Source organism: Clostridium sp. CTA-5 (genome assembly GCF_054768135.1).
In genome coordinates this window covers 870,271-887,244 of the sequence record NZ_BAAAAT010000001.1, presented here as the reverse complement: position 1 = coordinate 887,244, position 16,974 = coordinate 870,271, and the positions used below count along the sequence as shown (strand labels likewise).

Sequence of the window (16,974 nt, the reverse complement as noted above, 5' to 3'; positions counted from 1 at the left end):
TGTACTTAATGATATAAAATACATAATTAAAGTAATTTGTTATTTTAAACATTACTTTTAACAACTCTAAATTATAATTTAGTTTAATAAAGTTAAAAATTTACTTAGGTATATTATTTTAATTATTTTTATTGATATAATTTTTAGAAAAGTACTCTTTAAAGTGTACTTAAATCAAAAATCTCACGTGATATTCTGTTTAAATCAACATGAGATTTTCGATTTTAGTTTTTAATAAATTTTATTAAAATAAGGGATTTTTATAATAATAAGGTTTCCAAGTGTCACTAATTTTTTCTTCTCTAATAGAATAGGAGATTTCTTTATAATCACCTTTAGATTCATTTAATTCTCTAAATTTATAATCAAATGAATCAGAAAAAGCTTTAAGAGCATCAGGAATTAGTCCTAAAGATGAATTGAATATTTCAAGTGGATTAGAACTTTCATCATTGTATCTAATTGAAGTAATTGCTTTATAAGCATCATTACTTGCTTCATTAGCTAATAAATTTATTTTACTTTTTAAATCTTTATCATAATTACTAGGGTATGATAACTCTAAGCTAATTCTATAACTAATGTTTCTAAATTTTACACATGGTACTTCTGTAGTAACTGGGTTATCATCTATATAACCTATAGTTTGGGTTGTAAAATCTTCTTTAACTTCAGGAACATCGATAGAAGCTAAAGTATTAGTATATATCTCTCTAATTCCATTTAAAGAATATTCTTGTTTATTATTTTTAAATTTCATATCATTATTTATCGAATTTCTGCAATTTTCACAATTAGATATTAAATCAGATCTGTAGCATATAAATGAATCAATTCTTCTTAAGTCCAATCCAAAATAAACCCAATGTCTACCTAGCCATCTAAATCCAGATACAGAGCGTTTATCAACATTCAATAAAAAGCTCCAATAGCTTCTACCGTTTGTTTCCCAAATATAAGTGTATTTAAAAAGGCAAAATCTTATTGAATTTTGACTAACAGCTTTAGTCTGTGGTCCTCCTTGAGTTTTACTTAGTTGTTGAACCCCTGAATCCTTTTTAGTAGGAATATAATTTGGAGGTGGTGATTGTGGCATTCCCGGGGGCATATTTCCACCTCCTGGAGATTTACCGCCTGGAGGTGGAAATGGAGATCTTTGATTACTAAAATATTCATATGGAATAGAAGAAAATTCGTAGTTTAAAGGTTCATCATTATCCTCATAAGTATTATAATTTTCGTTTAACATTTATATTTATCTCCTAAATAATTAATTATAAAATAGTATATGCATAAATACTCCATATGTTATAATATAAATCGTATACAATAAAATTCAACTTGAAGAAGTGGAAAGTTATAAATACAACATACAAATAAGGATAGTGATAATATGTTTTTCATAGGGATATTTGGAATAGAAAATAAAGAAAATGAAATAAAAGTTTTAAATAATATAAGTTGTGAAAAGTGCAATACAAATGTTATGGGTAGATTAATAAAAAATTTTGATTATTTTCATTTCTTTTTTCTTCCTCTTTTTAAATGGAATGAGAGTTATTATGTAGTATGTACTAGATGTAATTCTATATATAGCATTCCAAAAGATAAAGGTAAAGCTATTGAAAATGGAGAAAATATAGAATTAACTTATTGGGACATTAATAAAATAAACAATAAATATTATGATAATGCTTATTATGAACCCCAAATATGCTCTAATTGTGGTACAAAATTACAATATAATTTTAAATATTGTCCCAATTGTGGAGAAAGAGTTAACTAGTTGTTGTGGCACTTAAATATTAATTTTTGATGAAACAAATAAAAGATAATTAAAATAGATGTAGTTAAAAAATTAAAATACATCTATTTTATTCATATTAATTGATCGGAAGTATATTAGTTTTAATTAATTTTATAAATATATCAGGAGTAACAATTCTTACTCTAGGATTTTTATTTAATTTAGTAATTACATCTTCAAGATCACTCATAGTTTTACTCCAGACATGAACATAAACAAAAGTATAAGCATTGGGGTTTTTTATATTTGTGTAACCTAAATCAATTCTATTATTAATGTTTTCAACTAATTTATCTTCATCTTCAAGATCATTCCAAAGTAAATCGCGACAAGATACAACTGGTTTACTGTTTGACCAAATTAGTTTTCCATTATAATCATCATGTTTTTTATAATTTAGATAAAAAAGTCCATTTACATTATCATGACATGTATACTTATTCCATAAATCTTTTTTATAAAATGCATCATCATCGAGTATTAGTACATAACTTTGATCAACTTTTTTCATATAATTACTTAATCTTTTAGTATAACTATCTAGTTTGTTTATAGGAAATTTACTTGGATACATATATCCATTTCCAGATGGTGGCACTAAAAAGTAATCATTATATTTTAAAGAGCTAGCACTTTGATAATATTGATTAAAAACTGTAGGTGCTAAATAATAAAGAGCAGGGCTTATAGACCAACCTAAGTTAAAATCTCCTCTATATTGTGAACCATACCATTCTTTTGAACTGTAATTATTTCCAAGAAACCATTGTTGATTATCGCCATCAGAGGCAATGAAAGTTATATAATGAACATCATCCTCTTCCTTGAATTCATTTTCAAATATTTGATTTTCAACACGACAAGGATAGGCACTTAACGTAGATAAATTATAAGACCAATCAGCAGCGATAATATCTACACCAAATTTAGAAGCTATACTTACATTAATATGTTCATCAGGTCCCCATCCCAAGCAATGTGCAGTATTATCCATAGATTTAAATATGCTTTCTCTTAAAGAAGTATCATTTACATCATCTTCATAAAATATTAATGAATTTGACATTATTGCATAATCTCTTAAGGCCATAGATTTATCAGGTGATAATTCTATTACAGTAGAGTGGTTTAATCCTAGATTCCAAAGATTATTATAGGCCCAATATTTATCAGTATCTCTACAATCTTGAATTAACTTTGTTATTCCATAACTTTTAATCTTATATTCTAAAGATTCATCAATGACTATTGAATCTTTTAATGCAGCTAATGAACAAGCATTATTTATAGATGAACTTTTTGAATTATTATATAATATGTAACCTTTTATATATGATTTAAACTTATTTAATAATTTCCAAGGACTCCTAATTCTTTTATATTTGACATGATAATTTTTATTTAAATCATTAAGCCAAATATTATAATCGGGTTCATTTAATGTTAGTATATAAATTTGAATATCGGATTTAGTAGATATTATTCCTTGAAGAGTAGAAATCATAGTTTGTTCTTCTTTATTCATGTCACTTTCTGAAATTACATATAAATGTTTTGGTACAATAGGGTTTTTGATATATGAATCAGTATTATATATATCATTTTTAAAACAAGAATAGTCATTATAATTATTATAAAGAGCATTTAAGAAGATACAATAATTGTTTTCAAAAAAGAAAATTATTATTAAAAATATAGATAGATAAACTTTAATTAATTTTTTCATAAGTAAACACCTCAAATAACATATTTATAATAATCATTATGATTGGTTATAAATATGTTATTTATTCGTAAAGAGAACTTATGTGAGTTAAGAAAAAACTATATATTATATTTAAATAACTCTAATTAACTTTTGTAAGGTTATCTTTTACATAATAAATTAAATTTAAGATAAAACTATATAATAAGAAAATAAAATTAATGAGGTGATTTTATCAATAATAGAAAATCAAATAATTTGATAAAAGAGAAAAGTCCATATCTTCTTCAACATGCTTACAATCCAATTAATTGGTATGCATGGAATGAAGAGGCTTTTTATAAAGCTAAAAAAGAAAATAAACCTATTTTTTTAAGTATAGGATATAGCACTTGCCATTGGTGTCATGTAATGGAAAAAGAGTCTTTTGAGGATACCGAAGTTGCAAAATATATGAATGAAAATTTTATAGCAATTAAAGTAGATAGAGAAGAAAGACCAGATGTTGATAGTGTTTATATGACTGTATGTCAAGCACTTAATGGTAGTGGTGGATGGCCTTTAACTATTTTAATGACTCCAGATCAGAAACCATTTTATGCAGGAACTTACTTTCCTAAACATTCGAGATATAATATGCCCGGACTTATGGATATTTTAACAGCTGTATCTACTGAATGGGAAAAAAATAGAGAAAAAATAGTATCTTCAAGTGAAAGCATACTCTCTGAACTCGATAGATATTTCGTTAGTAAAACTGATGCTTCTAAAGTAAGTTTTAAGAATTTAGATAGTGGATATGATCAACTTTTAAATAGTTTTGATGAACTTTATGGTGGATTTGGGTCAGCACCTAAGTTTCCAACACCACATAAAATAATGTTTTTACTTAGATATCATAAATTAAAAAATGATAAAGAAGCTTTATATATGGTGGAAAAAACATTAGATTGTATGTATAGAGGAGGAATATTTGATCATATAGGATATGGTTTTTCAAGATATTCTACAGATAATAAATGGTTAGTTCCACATTTTGAAAAAATGCTTTATGATAATGCACTTCTTATAATTACATATTTAGAAGCTTATCAAGTTACAAAGAAAGAATTATATAAAGATGTAGCTAAAAAATCTTTAGATTATGTGTTTAGAGAATTAACTAATGAACATGGTGGGTTTTATTGTGCAGAAGATGCGGACAGTGAAGGTGAAGAAGGTAAGTTTTATGTATTTAATCCATCAGAAATTATTGAAGTTTTAGGAAAAGAGGATGGAAAGTATTTTAATGAATATTTTAATATAACACCTAGTGGTAATTTTGAAGGTAACAGCATTCCTAATTTATTAAAAAACAATAATTTTAACTATGAAAATATTAGAATTAATGATTTAAATAAAAAACTATTAAGTTATAGATCTTCTAGAATGAAGCTTCATAAAGATGATAAAATTTTAACTTCATGGAATGGGCTTATGCTAGCAGCACTCGGAAAAGCATATATGGTATTTGAAGATGAAAAATATTTAGCTTATGCTAAAAAATCAGAAGAATTTATATTTAATAATTTAATTGATAATGATGGAAGATTACTTGCAAGATATAGAGAAGGTGAAGCATTACATAAGGCATATTTAGATGATTATGCTTTTTTATGCTTTGGTCTAATAGAACTTTATCAAAGTACTTTTGATACTGATTATCTAAAAAAAGCTATTAAACTTACTAATGAGATGATTGATCTTTTTTATGATAAAGAACAAAATGGATTTTTTCTTTATGGAGAAGATGGAGAAAATTTAATAGCTAGACCTAAAGAATTATTTGATGGAGCAATACCATCTGGAAATTCTGTTGCTGCATATAATCTAATAAGACTTGCTAGAATAACTGGGGATCCAAAGTTAGAAGATATGTCAGAAAAACAACTTAATTTTATAACAGGGGCTTTATTTAGTGGAGAAATAAATCATTCATTTTATTTAATAGCAGCTTCTTTTGCATTAAATTCATCAAAAGAATTAATATGTATTATTAAAGATGAATCTGAAATAGATAATTTGACGAATTTTTTGAAGAAAAAATATGATTTTAATTTAACTATAGTAGTTAAAACTGAGCAAAATAAAAAAGAATTAGAAGAGATAATGCCATTTATAGAAGATTATAATTTAATAAACAATAAATCAAGTTATTACTTATGTGAGGGTAAATCATGCCTAACTCCAGTAAATGATATTAATGAACTTAAAGAGTTTTTATAAGTTAAAAGTTAAAATATATGCTGTGAATTAGATTAAAATTAGTTTTTAATACTTAAAAGCAATTTAAATTATACTTTAACCTTATATAAAATATAAACAATACTTTAATAAATATATAAAATTTAATTGGACTTTAGAAAAAATTAAAAGTATAATAAGTTCTTGGAAAGATAATAAATAAGCTTAATGTGAAGATAGTAATGGTTTGATTAATATATTGAAAAGAAGTAGAAGCTTTAATTATACAGCTTCTACTTTTTTGTTTGGTAAAATAGATTGGAGTTAATTATGAAAGTAAATATTTTTATTCCTAAGTATATGGTAGATTTTAAATGTATAAGCTCAAAATGTACTGATACATGTTGTGCAGGGTGGGATATTAACATAGATGAAGCTACATATAATAAGTACATTAATAGCAATGGAAAACTTAAAGCTTTAGTAGATGGAAAATTTATTAAAAATACTGATGAACATGAATCATTTAATCAGGGGTTTATGATACTTAAAGATGAAAGTAGATGTCCATTTTTAAATTGTAATATGCTTTGTGATATACATGGAGAAATAGGAGAAGAACATCTTTGTATAACTTGCAAAAGCTATCCTAGAGTATTTAACCTTGTGGATAATATATATGAAAAAAGCGGTTTATCTTCATGCGAAGAAATATGTTTGAGAGCATTTTTAAATAAAGATAAAATGGAATTTATTGAAATTGAAGAGGATTTAGAAGAAAATAATATTGAAATAAGAAGAATTATTGACAGTGAAGCATTTGAAGGTACTGAAAGTCTTCTTCAATATTTCTGGGATATAAGAGTAATTTCTATAAATATTATGCAATTAAGAAGGTTCTCTATAGAAGAGAGATTATCTATTCTTAAAAACTTTTATGAGCAAATTGAAAAATCATACAATAAATATAAATTTGATGATATAGAAGAAATTTTAGAAAATTTTAATGATGAATTAATAGATTATGATTTATTTAAAGGACTAGAATTTAATGAAAATAACGAATTTTACATAAAGATTTGTGATGAGAAACTTGTAAAAAATATAAGAAGCTTAAGATTAAAACAATGTGTTAATGAATATAGAGAAGGTATTCTAAATAAGAAAGACATATGTAAATATTTAAATGAGAATTCTAAATACTTTAATAATATAAAAGAATATGATTATATATTTGAAAATTATATAGTAAATCAAATTTTTAAGGATTTAATTCCTTTTAATAAAGGAGAAAGTTTAATTAAAAGTATTAATTTATTAATTAATATTTATAGATTAATTAAAGCATATGTTATTGGGATTTCTGTAAACTCTAATAAAAACATAACAGATAAACAAATTATAAGAGTTATTCAAGCATTAGGTAAAGATATAGAGCATAATAAAGTATTTGAGGATATCCTAGAAAAATAAAAAGAGTATATTTATAAAAATTTAATTTTAAGCTTATATTATCCTTTAAAACTATATTGATATTCTTAACTAGATATTACTTTTGCGAGAATATTTAGTTAAGAAATTTATTATTTTTAAAATTAAATTTTATATTTTATATTGAAAAATGTTAAATTTTAATATATTATTAATTTAAAGTTAAATAATGGTATGAATGTCCAAGTTATATTTTTATATGAAATTATATTTATGGATTATAAGATTATTTTAACTTAATTTATCTTTTTAGCTTATTTGTAATCGTTTTTTATATACGTATTTATTAAATTTCAAGAAAAATAATAAAATATTATTTTTTTACAATTTAATGCAAACGATTGCGTTTGATTGTAAATGGTTTCTGAAAAATAAAGATTTATATTCAAATTTAGATAAACAATTTACTAAAAGATAAATTATAAAGATAATTAATACAATTAAATCTATAAAAGGGGGGATTTTATTAAAGCCAATATTATCAAGGGATGTTTTAACTAAACAATAGAAATTTAAGGGGGATAAAAATTATGAAATATAATAATTTATTTAAGAAATATGCAAAAGTTGCATTATCGTTGATATTAACTTTTGCTATAATGCTATCTTCTAGCATTACAACTTTTGCGTCAACTATAAAAAAGGATTACAAAACTTATGTTATGGCTCCACTTGAAAAAATAAAAGATAATAACTGGGATGTATTTAAAGAAAAATTAATAACACTTAAAAATAATGGTGTATATGCAATTACAACAGATATTTGGTGGGGTTATGTAGAAGAAAATGGAGATAATCAGTTTGATTGGAGTTATTATAAAAAGTATGCTGATGTTGTTCGTTCTTCTGGATTAAAATGGGTTCCTATTTTATCAACTCATCAATGCGGCGGAAATGTTGGAAATGGAGAAACAACAGTTCCATTACCAAGCTGGTTATGGACAAAGGATAGTAAAGAAAATATGCAATTTAAAAATGAAGAAGGACAATATATTGATGAATATCTTAGCCCTTGGTGGTCAGGTATTGAACAACAATATGATGAACTTTATGCTTCATTTGCAGAAAATTTTAGTGAATATAAAGATATTATAGCTAAAATATATCTTTCAGCTGGTCCATCAGGAGAATTAAGATATCCTTCTTATAATACAAATATAGCGGGTTGGACTTATCCTGAACGTGGACAATTATATTGTTATAGTGAAGGTGCTGTAAAAGATTTCCAAGATGCTATGAAAGATAAATATGGTACTATTTCTGAAGTTAATGATAAATGGGAAACAAATTTAGCGGATTTTACACAAATACAACCTCCAACTGATGGTGATAATTTCTTTATAAATGGTTATAAAACAACTTATGGAAACGATTTTTTGACTTGGTATCAAGAAACGCTTGAAAAACATTTAGCTAAAATGGCATCTAAAGCACATGAAAATTTTGATTCAGTTTTTAATGTTAGAATTGGTGCAAAAGTAGCAGGTATACACTGGTTAATGAATAGTCCTACAATGCCACATGCTGCAGAGTATTGTGCAGGTCTTTATAACTATAGTGATTTACTTGATCAATTTAAAAAATCAGACTTAGATTTAACTTTTACATGTCTTGAAATGAATGATTCAGATGCTTATAAGGATAATTATTATTCAGCACCAAAAAGTCTTGTTATAGAGATTGCAAATCTTGCAAAATCGAAAGGTATAACAATGTGTGGTGAAAATGCATTAGCTATTGTAAATAATAATCAAGGATATCAAAATTCAGCTGAAGCATTATTTAATTATGACCTTTCAGGATTTACACTTTTAAGAATAAATAATCTTTTATCAAGTAATGGAGAATTTACTTCAGATTTTAAACCTTTTATAGATACTTTAGTAAGAAAACCAGTACCAGTAACTTTTACAATAGACAATGTTAATTTAAATAATGGAGAAAAATTATATTTAACAGGTAGTAATTGGGAAATGGCTAACTGGACTACAGGATTATATCCTTCAGAATTCACTTGTAAAGATGGAAAAGCTACAATAACTGTATATCTTGGAGAAGGACAAAATTATGAATTTAAAGCAATAAAGAAAGATAAAAGTGGAAATGTAACTTGGGAGAGTGGAGATAATCATTCATATACTGTTCCAGAAGATGGTGGAAATTATAACTGGAGCTGGAATAATTAATAATAGAATAAAAAAATAATTAAAATTGAACCTATAAAATAGACATTAAAAAAGACTATTTTAATAGGTTCTTTTTTTGTAAAATTCATTGTTTATAGAACATTTTACAATTTTATAAATACTATAAAATTGTAAGTAATAAAACAAGGGATAGATAATGAATTCAATAAAAAAAATAATTAATTTACTATTAATTCTCATGATATCTATTTTTTTAATATCCTATAGAAATCCTATAAAAGCTATTGGAAATAGTAATGTAAAAACTCAAAAGTCTTTAACAGACATGAACGTACATTATCTTGATGTAGGGCAAGGGGATTCTGAACTTATACAAGTTGATGGAAAAAACATTTTAATTGATGCTGGATGTAACGATAACAAAGCCTTAAATTATTTAAAATCGATTGGAATTACTAGATTAGATTATATAATAGCTACACATCCACATGAGGATCATATAGGCGGAATGACGACTATAATAAATAACTTTACTATTGGAGAATTTTATGCGCCCAATATAACTCATACAACTAAAACTTTTGAAAATATGGTAAGAGCTCTTCAAAATAAAAAAATAAAAATTAAAACTCCTACTTCAGGAGATAGTTTAAAGTTAGGTAATGCAACATTACAGTTTTTGGCTCCTAATAATATTAAATATAATAATTTAAATAATTATTCTATAGCATGTAAATTAAAATATGGTAATACTTCTTTTATATTTATGGGTGATGCAGAAAGCTTGTCAGAAGGTGAAATATTAGCTAAACAATTAGATATAAGTGGGGATGTGCTTAAATTAGGACATCATGGAAGTCGTTCATCTACAAGTCAGGCATTTTTAGATAAAGTTAATCCTAAATATGCAATAGTAAGCTGTGGCAAAGATAATGATTATGGACATCCACATAAGGAAACTTTAGATAAATTAAATAAAAGAGAAGTTAAAATATTTAGAACAGATTTGAATGGAACAATAATAGCTGTGAGTAATCAAAAGAATATAAGATTCACACTTTATAATAGTTAAAAGCATTTATAAATTCTAATATATATTAAAAGACTGTTACATTTTGTAACAGTCTAAATTTATTTACATATATGTTTCATATGCGTTAATATTATTTGTAATTATTATTGAAATTGATATGTTTATCACAAATAGAATTAGATTTACTATTAATTTTACTATTAATATAAATCATCTATCATATATAAAGAGAATTATTTAATGTAGAATAATATGCTATAATAGGATATGTTTGTATAGAATATAATAATAATTTAAATAATATGTTTATTTAAATTTGTATTTTTTAATAACTAAAGAATAAAAGGATTGATTGAAATAATGACAGGATTTATAATAACCCTTATTGTAACGATAATAATACTTAGCATCGTATTCTTAGATCTTATCAAAAAAATATGTTTATTACATAAAGCTTTAATAACAATATATTTAATTTTTGCACCACATATTGTTTTTTTAGGATATCTTTTTAGTGAACATACTAAATTTGGACAAGATAAATTTATATGTAAATGGATTATTTTAATTGAAATAATTTTTTTTATTTTTTATATTTGGCTAAAACTAAACATAATTACTAATGATAAAAGAAAAGACATAAATATTAGACTAAGAATAATGTTAAATGGAAGAAGTCTTGTTTTTTATGGGTTATATGTAGGGTTTATTCAAACTATAATATACACAATTCTTTTTAAGGCAATAAAAGACATAAATATTCCTAATAATATTTTTATAATAGATAGTATTATTACAGGATTAAATGTTGTTACGTTACTTATAAATGGAATATTGAGAGTTTTATGTACTTCAAGAAGATTAAAGATATTAAAAAGATTTATAATAGCTTTTTGGGTTTTTGTTCCAATTATAAATGTCTTTATAATGATTTATATATGTCATATTGCAAAAATAGAATATGATCATGAATGTTATAAAGTAATTAGAAATGATACTCGTATTGATTCACAAATATGTAAAACAAAATATCCTATTGTGTTAGTACACGGTGTTGGATTTAGAGATTTAAAATATATTAATTATTGGGGAAGAATACCTAAAGAATTAATTCATAATGGTGCAACAGTTTATTATGGCAATCAAGAAGCGTGGGGGACAGTTGCTTATAATGCACAAGATATTAAAAGTAAAATTTTTGATGTCTTAAAAGAAACAGGAGCTGAAAAAGTAAATATTATTGCACACTCAAAGGGTGGACTAGATGCACGTTATATGATTAGTAAATTAGAAATGGGTGATTATGTTGCATCATTAACAATGATTTCATCACCACATAGAGGATGTAAATTTGTTGATATTGCTTGTAAGATACCTGATAAAATTTATAAGGTTATTGCAAAATTATTTGATAGATATTATAGAATGTTAGGAGATAAAAACCCTGATTTTTATGCAGCAAGCAGACAATTTTCAACTAGTCATAGTAGAATATTTAATGATGAAGTAAAAGATGTACCAAAAGTTTATTATCAAAGTTATGCAACTGTAGTAAGAAATATATTTAGTGATTATGTTGTAGCAATTCCTTACATTTTAGTAAAATTAACAGAAGGCGCTAATGACGGATTAGTAGCAGTTGATTCTGCTAAATGGGGAGAATTTAAAGGTATATTGAAAAATAAGTATAGACGAGGAATCTCTCATGGAGATATTATAGATTTAAGAAGAGATGATTATAAAGGATTTGATGTTATAGAAAAATACATAGAAATTGTATCAGAACTTAAAAATAAAGGATATTAGAGTATTTTTGTAAAAACATTTGCTTTAAAAATAAAGTAGTAGTAAAAATCTTACTAACTACTTTATTTTTTATTTATTATATTAAAACTCTGATTTAAATTTAAATAAAGTAAATACATTATTTATTGCACATAATAAATAATATAAAAATGTTAAAGTAAAATCACATATAAAACATCATTTTATATAAAAATTTAAATTACAATTTTAAAAAAATCAAATATTAGAAACCTAGGTTAAAAAATATATAAATCTTTATATAACTAAACGACTAGGAGGAGTTATATGGAAATATACACGATAGGACATTCTAATTATTCTACAGAGAAGTTGATTGATATGTTAAGACATTATAATATTAATTGTGTTGTTGATATAAGAGGGATTCCCTATTCTAAATATAATGTTCAATTTAATAAAGAGGTATTACAGAAAACTTTAACCGATAAAGGTTATATATATATCTATATGGCTAAAGAGTTTGCAGCAAACAGAAGCATCAAAACATCTTATAATGAAGAAGGATATGCTGACTTTAAGAAAGTTATAAGAGAATCTGATTTTTTAAAAGGGATTGAAAGATTAAAAAGGGGCTGTGAAAAAGGATACAAAATAGCGTTGCTAGGAGCAATGCAAGATCCTATAAGATGCCATAGGAGCATACTTGTAGGAAAAGCATTAAGAGATAATGGATTTAATGTAAAACATATATTAGATGATTATTCTATTGCAAATCAAGATGATATAGAAGAAAACCTTTTAAATAAGTATTTTTATGATAGAGCACAAATTACTATAGACAGTTTACTTAGCAATGATATTAATGAACAAGAAATGATAAAAGAGGGCTATAGATTAGCTAATAAAGAAATAGGTCATAGAATAGAGAAAATTAAATAGATTAATGGATTATACACACTTAGATATTTATAAAATATATTATTTTTTAGAAAGAAGGGGTAAAAATATGATAAAATCATTTCCTTATTTAATAGATAATAATAGTAAGATACTAATTTTAGGTTCTATGCCAGGCGTTGAATCACTTAATAGGCAGCAATATTATGCTCATCCTAGAAATGCGTTTTGGAGAATATTATATACTTTATATAATGAAGAATATAATGAAGATTATGAACATAAAAAATCATTTTTAAAAAGACATAATATAGGCTTATGGGATGTGCTACATACTTGTGAGAGGGAAGGAAGTTTAGATTCAGATATTAAATTTGAAGAAATAAATGATTTTAATACTTTATTTGAAAAATTCCCAAGTATAGAACATGTGTTCTTTAATGGTTTTAAAGCTTATGATAGCTTTAAAAAGAAAGTAGGATTTCATTTTGAAAGAGTAAGTTTTCATAAATTATGTTCTACAAGTCCTGCACATGCAATTTCTTTTGAAAAAAAACTAGAACAATGGAAAATAATTAAAACTATAAACGAATCTTAAAAAATATATTGTTAATTTATCGGAATTTTATAAGTACATGAGAATAGTATAAATTAAACGGATTAATTAGATAATAATTTAGGAGGAAATATGAATATTGATTTTCATGTACATGGAATACTAAGTAAAAAATTAGAGTTTGATCCGAAGTTGTTTTTGCAAGGTATAGAATATGCAAAAGAAAATGGATTAGATGGACTCATTTTATGTGAACATTTTAATGCAATTGACTTAAAATCTGTTTATTCCTATCTGAAAGATAATTATATTTATGAAGGAGATAGATATATAGTAAATGGTTTTTCAATATTTATAGGAATGGAAGTAGATATACGATATGGTGGACACGTTATTGTAAGTGGAAATAGAGAAGCTATATTAAAAATTAGAGAAGAATTAGAATCTCATACCAAAAAAGATAATTTTATTTTTTTTGAAAGATTGTTGGATTTAGGAGAGAAGCATAAATGTTTAATGATTGGTAGCCACCCTTATAGAGAAAATCATAAATTATATCTTCAACCAGAGAAACTACTAAAAAGACTAGATGCTTTAGATCTGAATACAAAAGACATATATAAAAGAGGTTTGGATATAGTTGAAAGAGAAGTAAATGAATTATCTAAAACTCTTAATATACCATATGTAACAGGAAGTGATAGCCATTATCCAGTTCAACTTGGAACTGTAAAAACTTGCTTTAAAAATGAGTTTTATACAATAAAAGATTTAAAAGAAAATATTAAAAATAAAGCTTATGAAATAAAAATATCAAAGTGTCTTAAGTTAAAAGTATATACATCTAAAATAACTAAAAATTATATAAAAAGAAAGAAAAAAGAAGAAAGAGAAGCAAATAAAAATAATTAAATTTTGTTTGAAATATAAATATTTAGTTTAAATAAGATTTTTAGTTTTTAGTTAAGCAGAGTCAAATATTAAAAAAATTTCATATATTAATTGTGATATTAATTATTTTAAGGTTGTATATGCATGGAATTTTTTAAAAAGTTATTTAGAAATAAGTTTAATAATGTACGACAAAATAAAGGTGATTATAATACTAATGCTAAAAATTATGTAAATTCTAATAATTTTTCGAGTAAAACTGAATATCTTATATGGGTTGATCTTAAAAATTTCAAGGTTAATATTTTTAATGGAAGTAATAGTAATTGGAAACTATTAAAAAGTTATCTGTGTACAATTGGGAAAAAATCTACACCTACTCCTAAAGGAAACTTTACAATTGGAATAAAAGGATTGTCATTTGGAGAAAATAAAGGATATAGATGTTGGTATTATACACAATTTAAAGGAAACTATTTATTCCATTCAATAATATATAATCTAGATGGTTCTGTTAGGGATGGAAGGCTTGGGATGGCATTATCTGATGGATGTGTAAGGTTAGCAAAAATAAATGCTAAATGGATATGGGATAATATTCCTAGAGATACTAAGGTTATAATAAGTTAAAAAACTAAACTCTATTTTTATAGTATAATGTACTAAGATAGAGTTTAGTTTAATTGCAAATAAATTAAATTACAATTTAATTTAAGGATATTTTCTTATTAGATTTCCATCTCATACATTTAGAAATACTAGATATATATAATACGATTTGATAATCAGCTTGCATATATTTTTAATAACATAAGTAAACTAAATATATAACTATCTATAAAAAGATTAATTTAATTAAAGTGAGATAAAAGCATATGAATTTGAGTAATGTTAAAAATAAAATAAAAGAAACAAAGCCTTATATAAATGGATGGAAAAAAGCAAAGCGTGCTTCAGTAATAGTACCTTTAATAGAAATAAATGATGAAGTCTATGTTTTATTTGAAGTAAGAGCAAAAAAATTAAATAGTCAGCCTGGTGATATATGCTTTCCAGGTGGAAAGATAGATTTGGGAGAAACTCCAAAACAGGCAGCACTAAGAGAAATTTATGAAGAGTTAGGATTAAAATGTGTTGAAATAATAAAAGAATTAGACACAGTAGTTAGATATGATGGTATGATAATTCATCCTTTTTTATCAATAGTTAAAGATATACAAAGTATAAATATAAATAAATATGAAGTTGATCATGTTTTTTATATTCCAGTTGATTATTTCTTTAATAATAAGCCATTGGAGACTATTGGAAAGCTAATTGTTGAAAGGGGAGATGATTTCCCTTATGATTTAATTGTAAATGGAGAAAATTATAAATTTAAAGAAGGACAATATAGGTATTTGTTTTATAAATATAAAGACTATGTTATCTGGGGAATCACAGCAGGAATATTAAAGAATTTTTTAGATGAATTGTCTTAAGAATTCAAACTTCAAAAATTCTAACTAAATTCTGAAAAATTTAATAAAGTTTTATTAAAATGAAGGATTAAGAAAAAACTTAGTCCTTTTTTTATGAAAAATTAATATAATAATCTAATCAAAGTTAATAATATCAATGAGATATTATAGAATAATTTTTAAATTTTAAATTAGAATAAATAAGTTAACTTGTTTTTATAAGACTTTTTTGTTAATATTTATTTAAAAAGTTGTTAATATTTTTATAATATATACGATAAATATATAGAAAACATTACTAAACTAGGACTGTATTTTAATTTGCAAAAATTATAATTTTAATTAAAGGGGGATTTTAAAATGGCATTTGAATGGAAAGAAAGATATAAACTAAATATCGATGAAATTGATAAGCAACATAGAAAGCTTATGGATATAGGGAAAAAAGCTTATGAAATTGCTGTAATAGACGATGGTTATGATAGATATGACGAAATATTAACAATAATTGATGAACTTTTAGAATATACAAAATATCATTTTGAATATGAAGAAAAAATGTTAAAAAAATATGATTATAAACATATTCATAGTCAAGAAGAGGAACATGCATTCTATGTATATAAAATAGATCAAGTGGCTTCTAGAGAAGATATAGATGATAATCAAAGAAAAGTTATACTAGAAATCATAGACTTTTTATCTCAATGGATTAGTACTCATATTATGATATCTGATAGAGAATATGCAGTATATTTAAAAGAACAAGGTGTAATATAATAGCTATCATTTAATTTAAGTAAGTTTATAAATTGTAAAGTAAATTTTAATTAATTTATAAAAGTTTTCTGTCTATAACTCTTATTATTATACTTATTTGTATAATGTTAAGAGTTACAGATGTTGCTAATAAATCAATTTTAAAATTATAAGCATATAATTATAAGATTATAAAATTTTTTAATGAACTATAATGATTATACTTGTTGAGCGATTA

General features: G+C 24.2%; 14 protein-coding genes. 12 read left to right on the top strand and 2 right to left on the bottom strand.

All coding sequences use genetic code 11. The features are described 5' to 3' along the window. Nucleotides 1-244 precede the first annotated feature (244 nt). Complete coding sequence (locus ACYUET_RS04120) at nt 245-1,249, bottom strand: hypothetical protein (RefSeq protein WP_460277974.1); 1,005 nt, start codon at nt 1,247-1,249, stop codon at nt 245-247. Nucleotides 1,250-1,393: 144 nt separating this feature from the next. Between ACYUET_RS04120 and ACYUET_RS04115 the strand changes: the two genes are divergently transcribed. After that, nucleotides 1,394-1,786: a zinc ribbon domain-containing protein gene (locus ACYUET_RS04115; RefSeq protein ID WP_460277973.1), complete on the top strand. Its 393-nt coding sequence runs from the start codon at nt 1,394-1,396 to the stop codon at nt 1,784-1,786. A gap of 97 nt (nt 1,787-1,883) precedes the next feature. Here ACYUET_RS04115 and ACYUET_RS04110 read toward each other — a convergent pair whose 3' ends face one another. Continuing rightward, nucleotides 1,884-3,533: a GxGYxYP domain-containing protein gene (locus ACYUET_RS04110; RefSeq protein ID WP_460277972.1), complete on the bottom strand. Its 1,650-nt coding sequence runs from the start codon at nt 3,531-3,533 to the stop codon at nt 1,884-1,886. Nucleotides 3,534-3,770: 237 nt separating this feature from the next. Here ACYUET_RS04110 and ACYUET_RS04105 point away from each other — a divergent pair, with 237 nt between their 5' ends. From ACYUET_RS04105 to ACYUET_RS04055, 11 genes are all read left to right on the top strand, one after another. Beyond that, nucleotides 3,771-5,777: a thioredoxin domain-containing protein gene (locus ACYUET_RS04105; protein WP_460277971.1), complete on the top strand. Its 2,007-nt coding sequence runs from the start codon at nt 3,771-3,773 to the stop codon at nt 5,775-5,777. A 288-nt stretch (nt 5,778-6,065) separates the two neighbouring features. Beyond that, on the top strand, nt 6,066-7,208 hold the full coding sequence (gene fliB / locus ACYUET_RS04100; RefSeq protein WP_460277970.1) for a flagellin lysine-N-methylase: 1,143 nt from the start codon (nt 6,066-6,068) through the stop codon (nt 7,206-7,208). A gap of 548 nt (nt 7,209-7,756) precedes the next feature. Continuing rightward, nucleotides 7,757-9,412, top strand: a complete 1,656-nt coding sequence (locus tag ACYUET_RS04095; protein WP_460277969.1) for a family 14 glycosylhydrolase — start codon at nt 7,757-7,759, stop codon at nt 9,410-9,412. A gap of 157 nt (nt 9,413-9,569) precedes the next feature. After that, entirely contained in the window at nt 9,570-10,445 is an 876-nt protein-coding gene (locus ACYUET_RS04090) for a ComEC/Rec2 family competence protein (protein ID WP_460277968.1), read from the top strand. 321 nt (nt 10,446-10,766) lie between these two features. After that, nucleotides 10,767-12,212 carry an esterase/lipase family protein gene (locus tag ACYUET_RS04085; RefSeq protein ID WP_460277967.1) on the top strand — a complete coding sequence of 482 codons (1,446 nt, stop codon included), beginning with the start codon at nt 10,767-10,769 and terminating at the stop codon, nt 12,210-12,212. 285 nt (nt 12,213-12,497) lie between these two features. Then, nucleotides 12,498-13,112, top strand: a complete 615-nt coding sequence (locus ACYUET_RS04080; protein WP_460277966.1) for a DUF488 domain-containing protein — start codon at nt 12,498-12,500, stop codon at nt 13,110-13,112. 67 nt (nt 13,113-13,179) lie between these two features. Then, nucleotides 13,180-13,668, top strand: a complete 489-nt coding sequence (locus ACYUET_RS04075) for a DNA-deoxyinosine glycosylase (RefSeq protein WP_460277965.1) — start codon at nt 13,180-13,182, stop codon at nt 13,666-13,668. Between the two features lie 90 nt (nt 13,669-13,758). After that, complete coding sequence (locus tag ACYUET_RS04070; RefSeq protein ID WP_460277964.1) at nt 13,759-14,538, top strand: PHP-associated domain-containing protein; 780 nt, start codon at nt 13,759-13,761, stop codon at nt 14,536-14,538. 123 nt (nt 14,539-14,661) lie between these two features. Beyond that, nucleotides 14,662-15,147, top strand: coding sequence for a L,D-transpeptidase (locus tag ACYUET_RS04065; RefSeq protein WP_460277963.1), 486 nt, complete (start codon nt 14,662-14,664; stop codon nt 15,145-15,147). A 245-nt stretch (nt 15,148-15,392) separates the two neighbouring features. Next, complete coding sequence (locus ACYUET_RS04060; RefSeq protein WP_460277962.1) at nt 15,393-15,998, top strand: NUDIX hydrolase; 606 nt, start codon at nt 15,393-15,395, stop codon at nt 15,996-15,998. A gap of 339 nt (nt 15,999-16,337) precedes the next feature. Then, nucleotides 16,338-16,757, top strand: a complete 420-nt coding sequence (locus ACYUET_RS04055) for a bacteriohemerythrin (protein ID WP_460277961.1) — start codon at nt 16,338-16,340, stop codon at nt 16,755-16,757. The last annotated feature ends 217 nt before the right edge of the window (nt 16,758-16,974 follow it).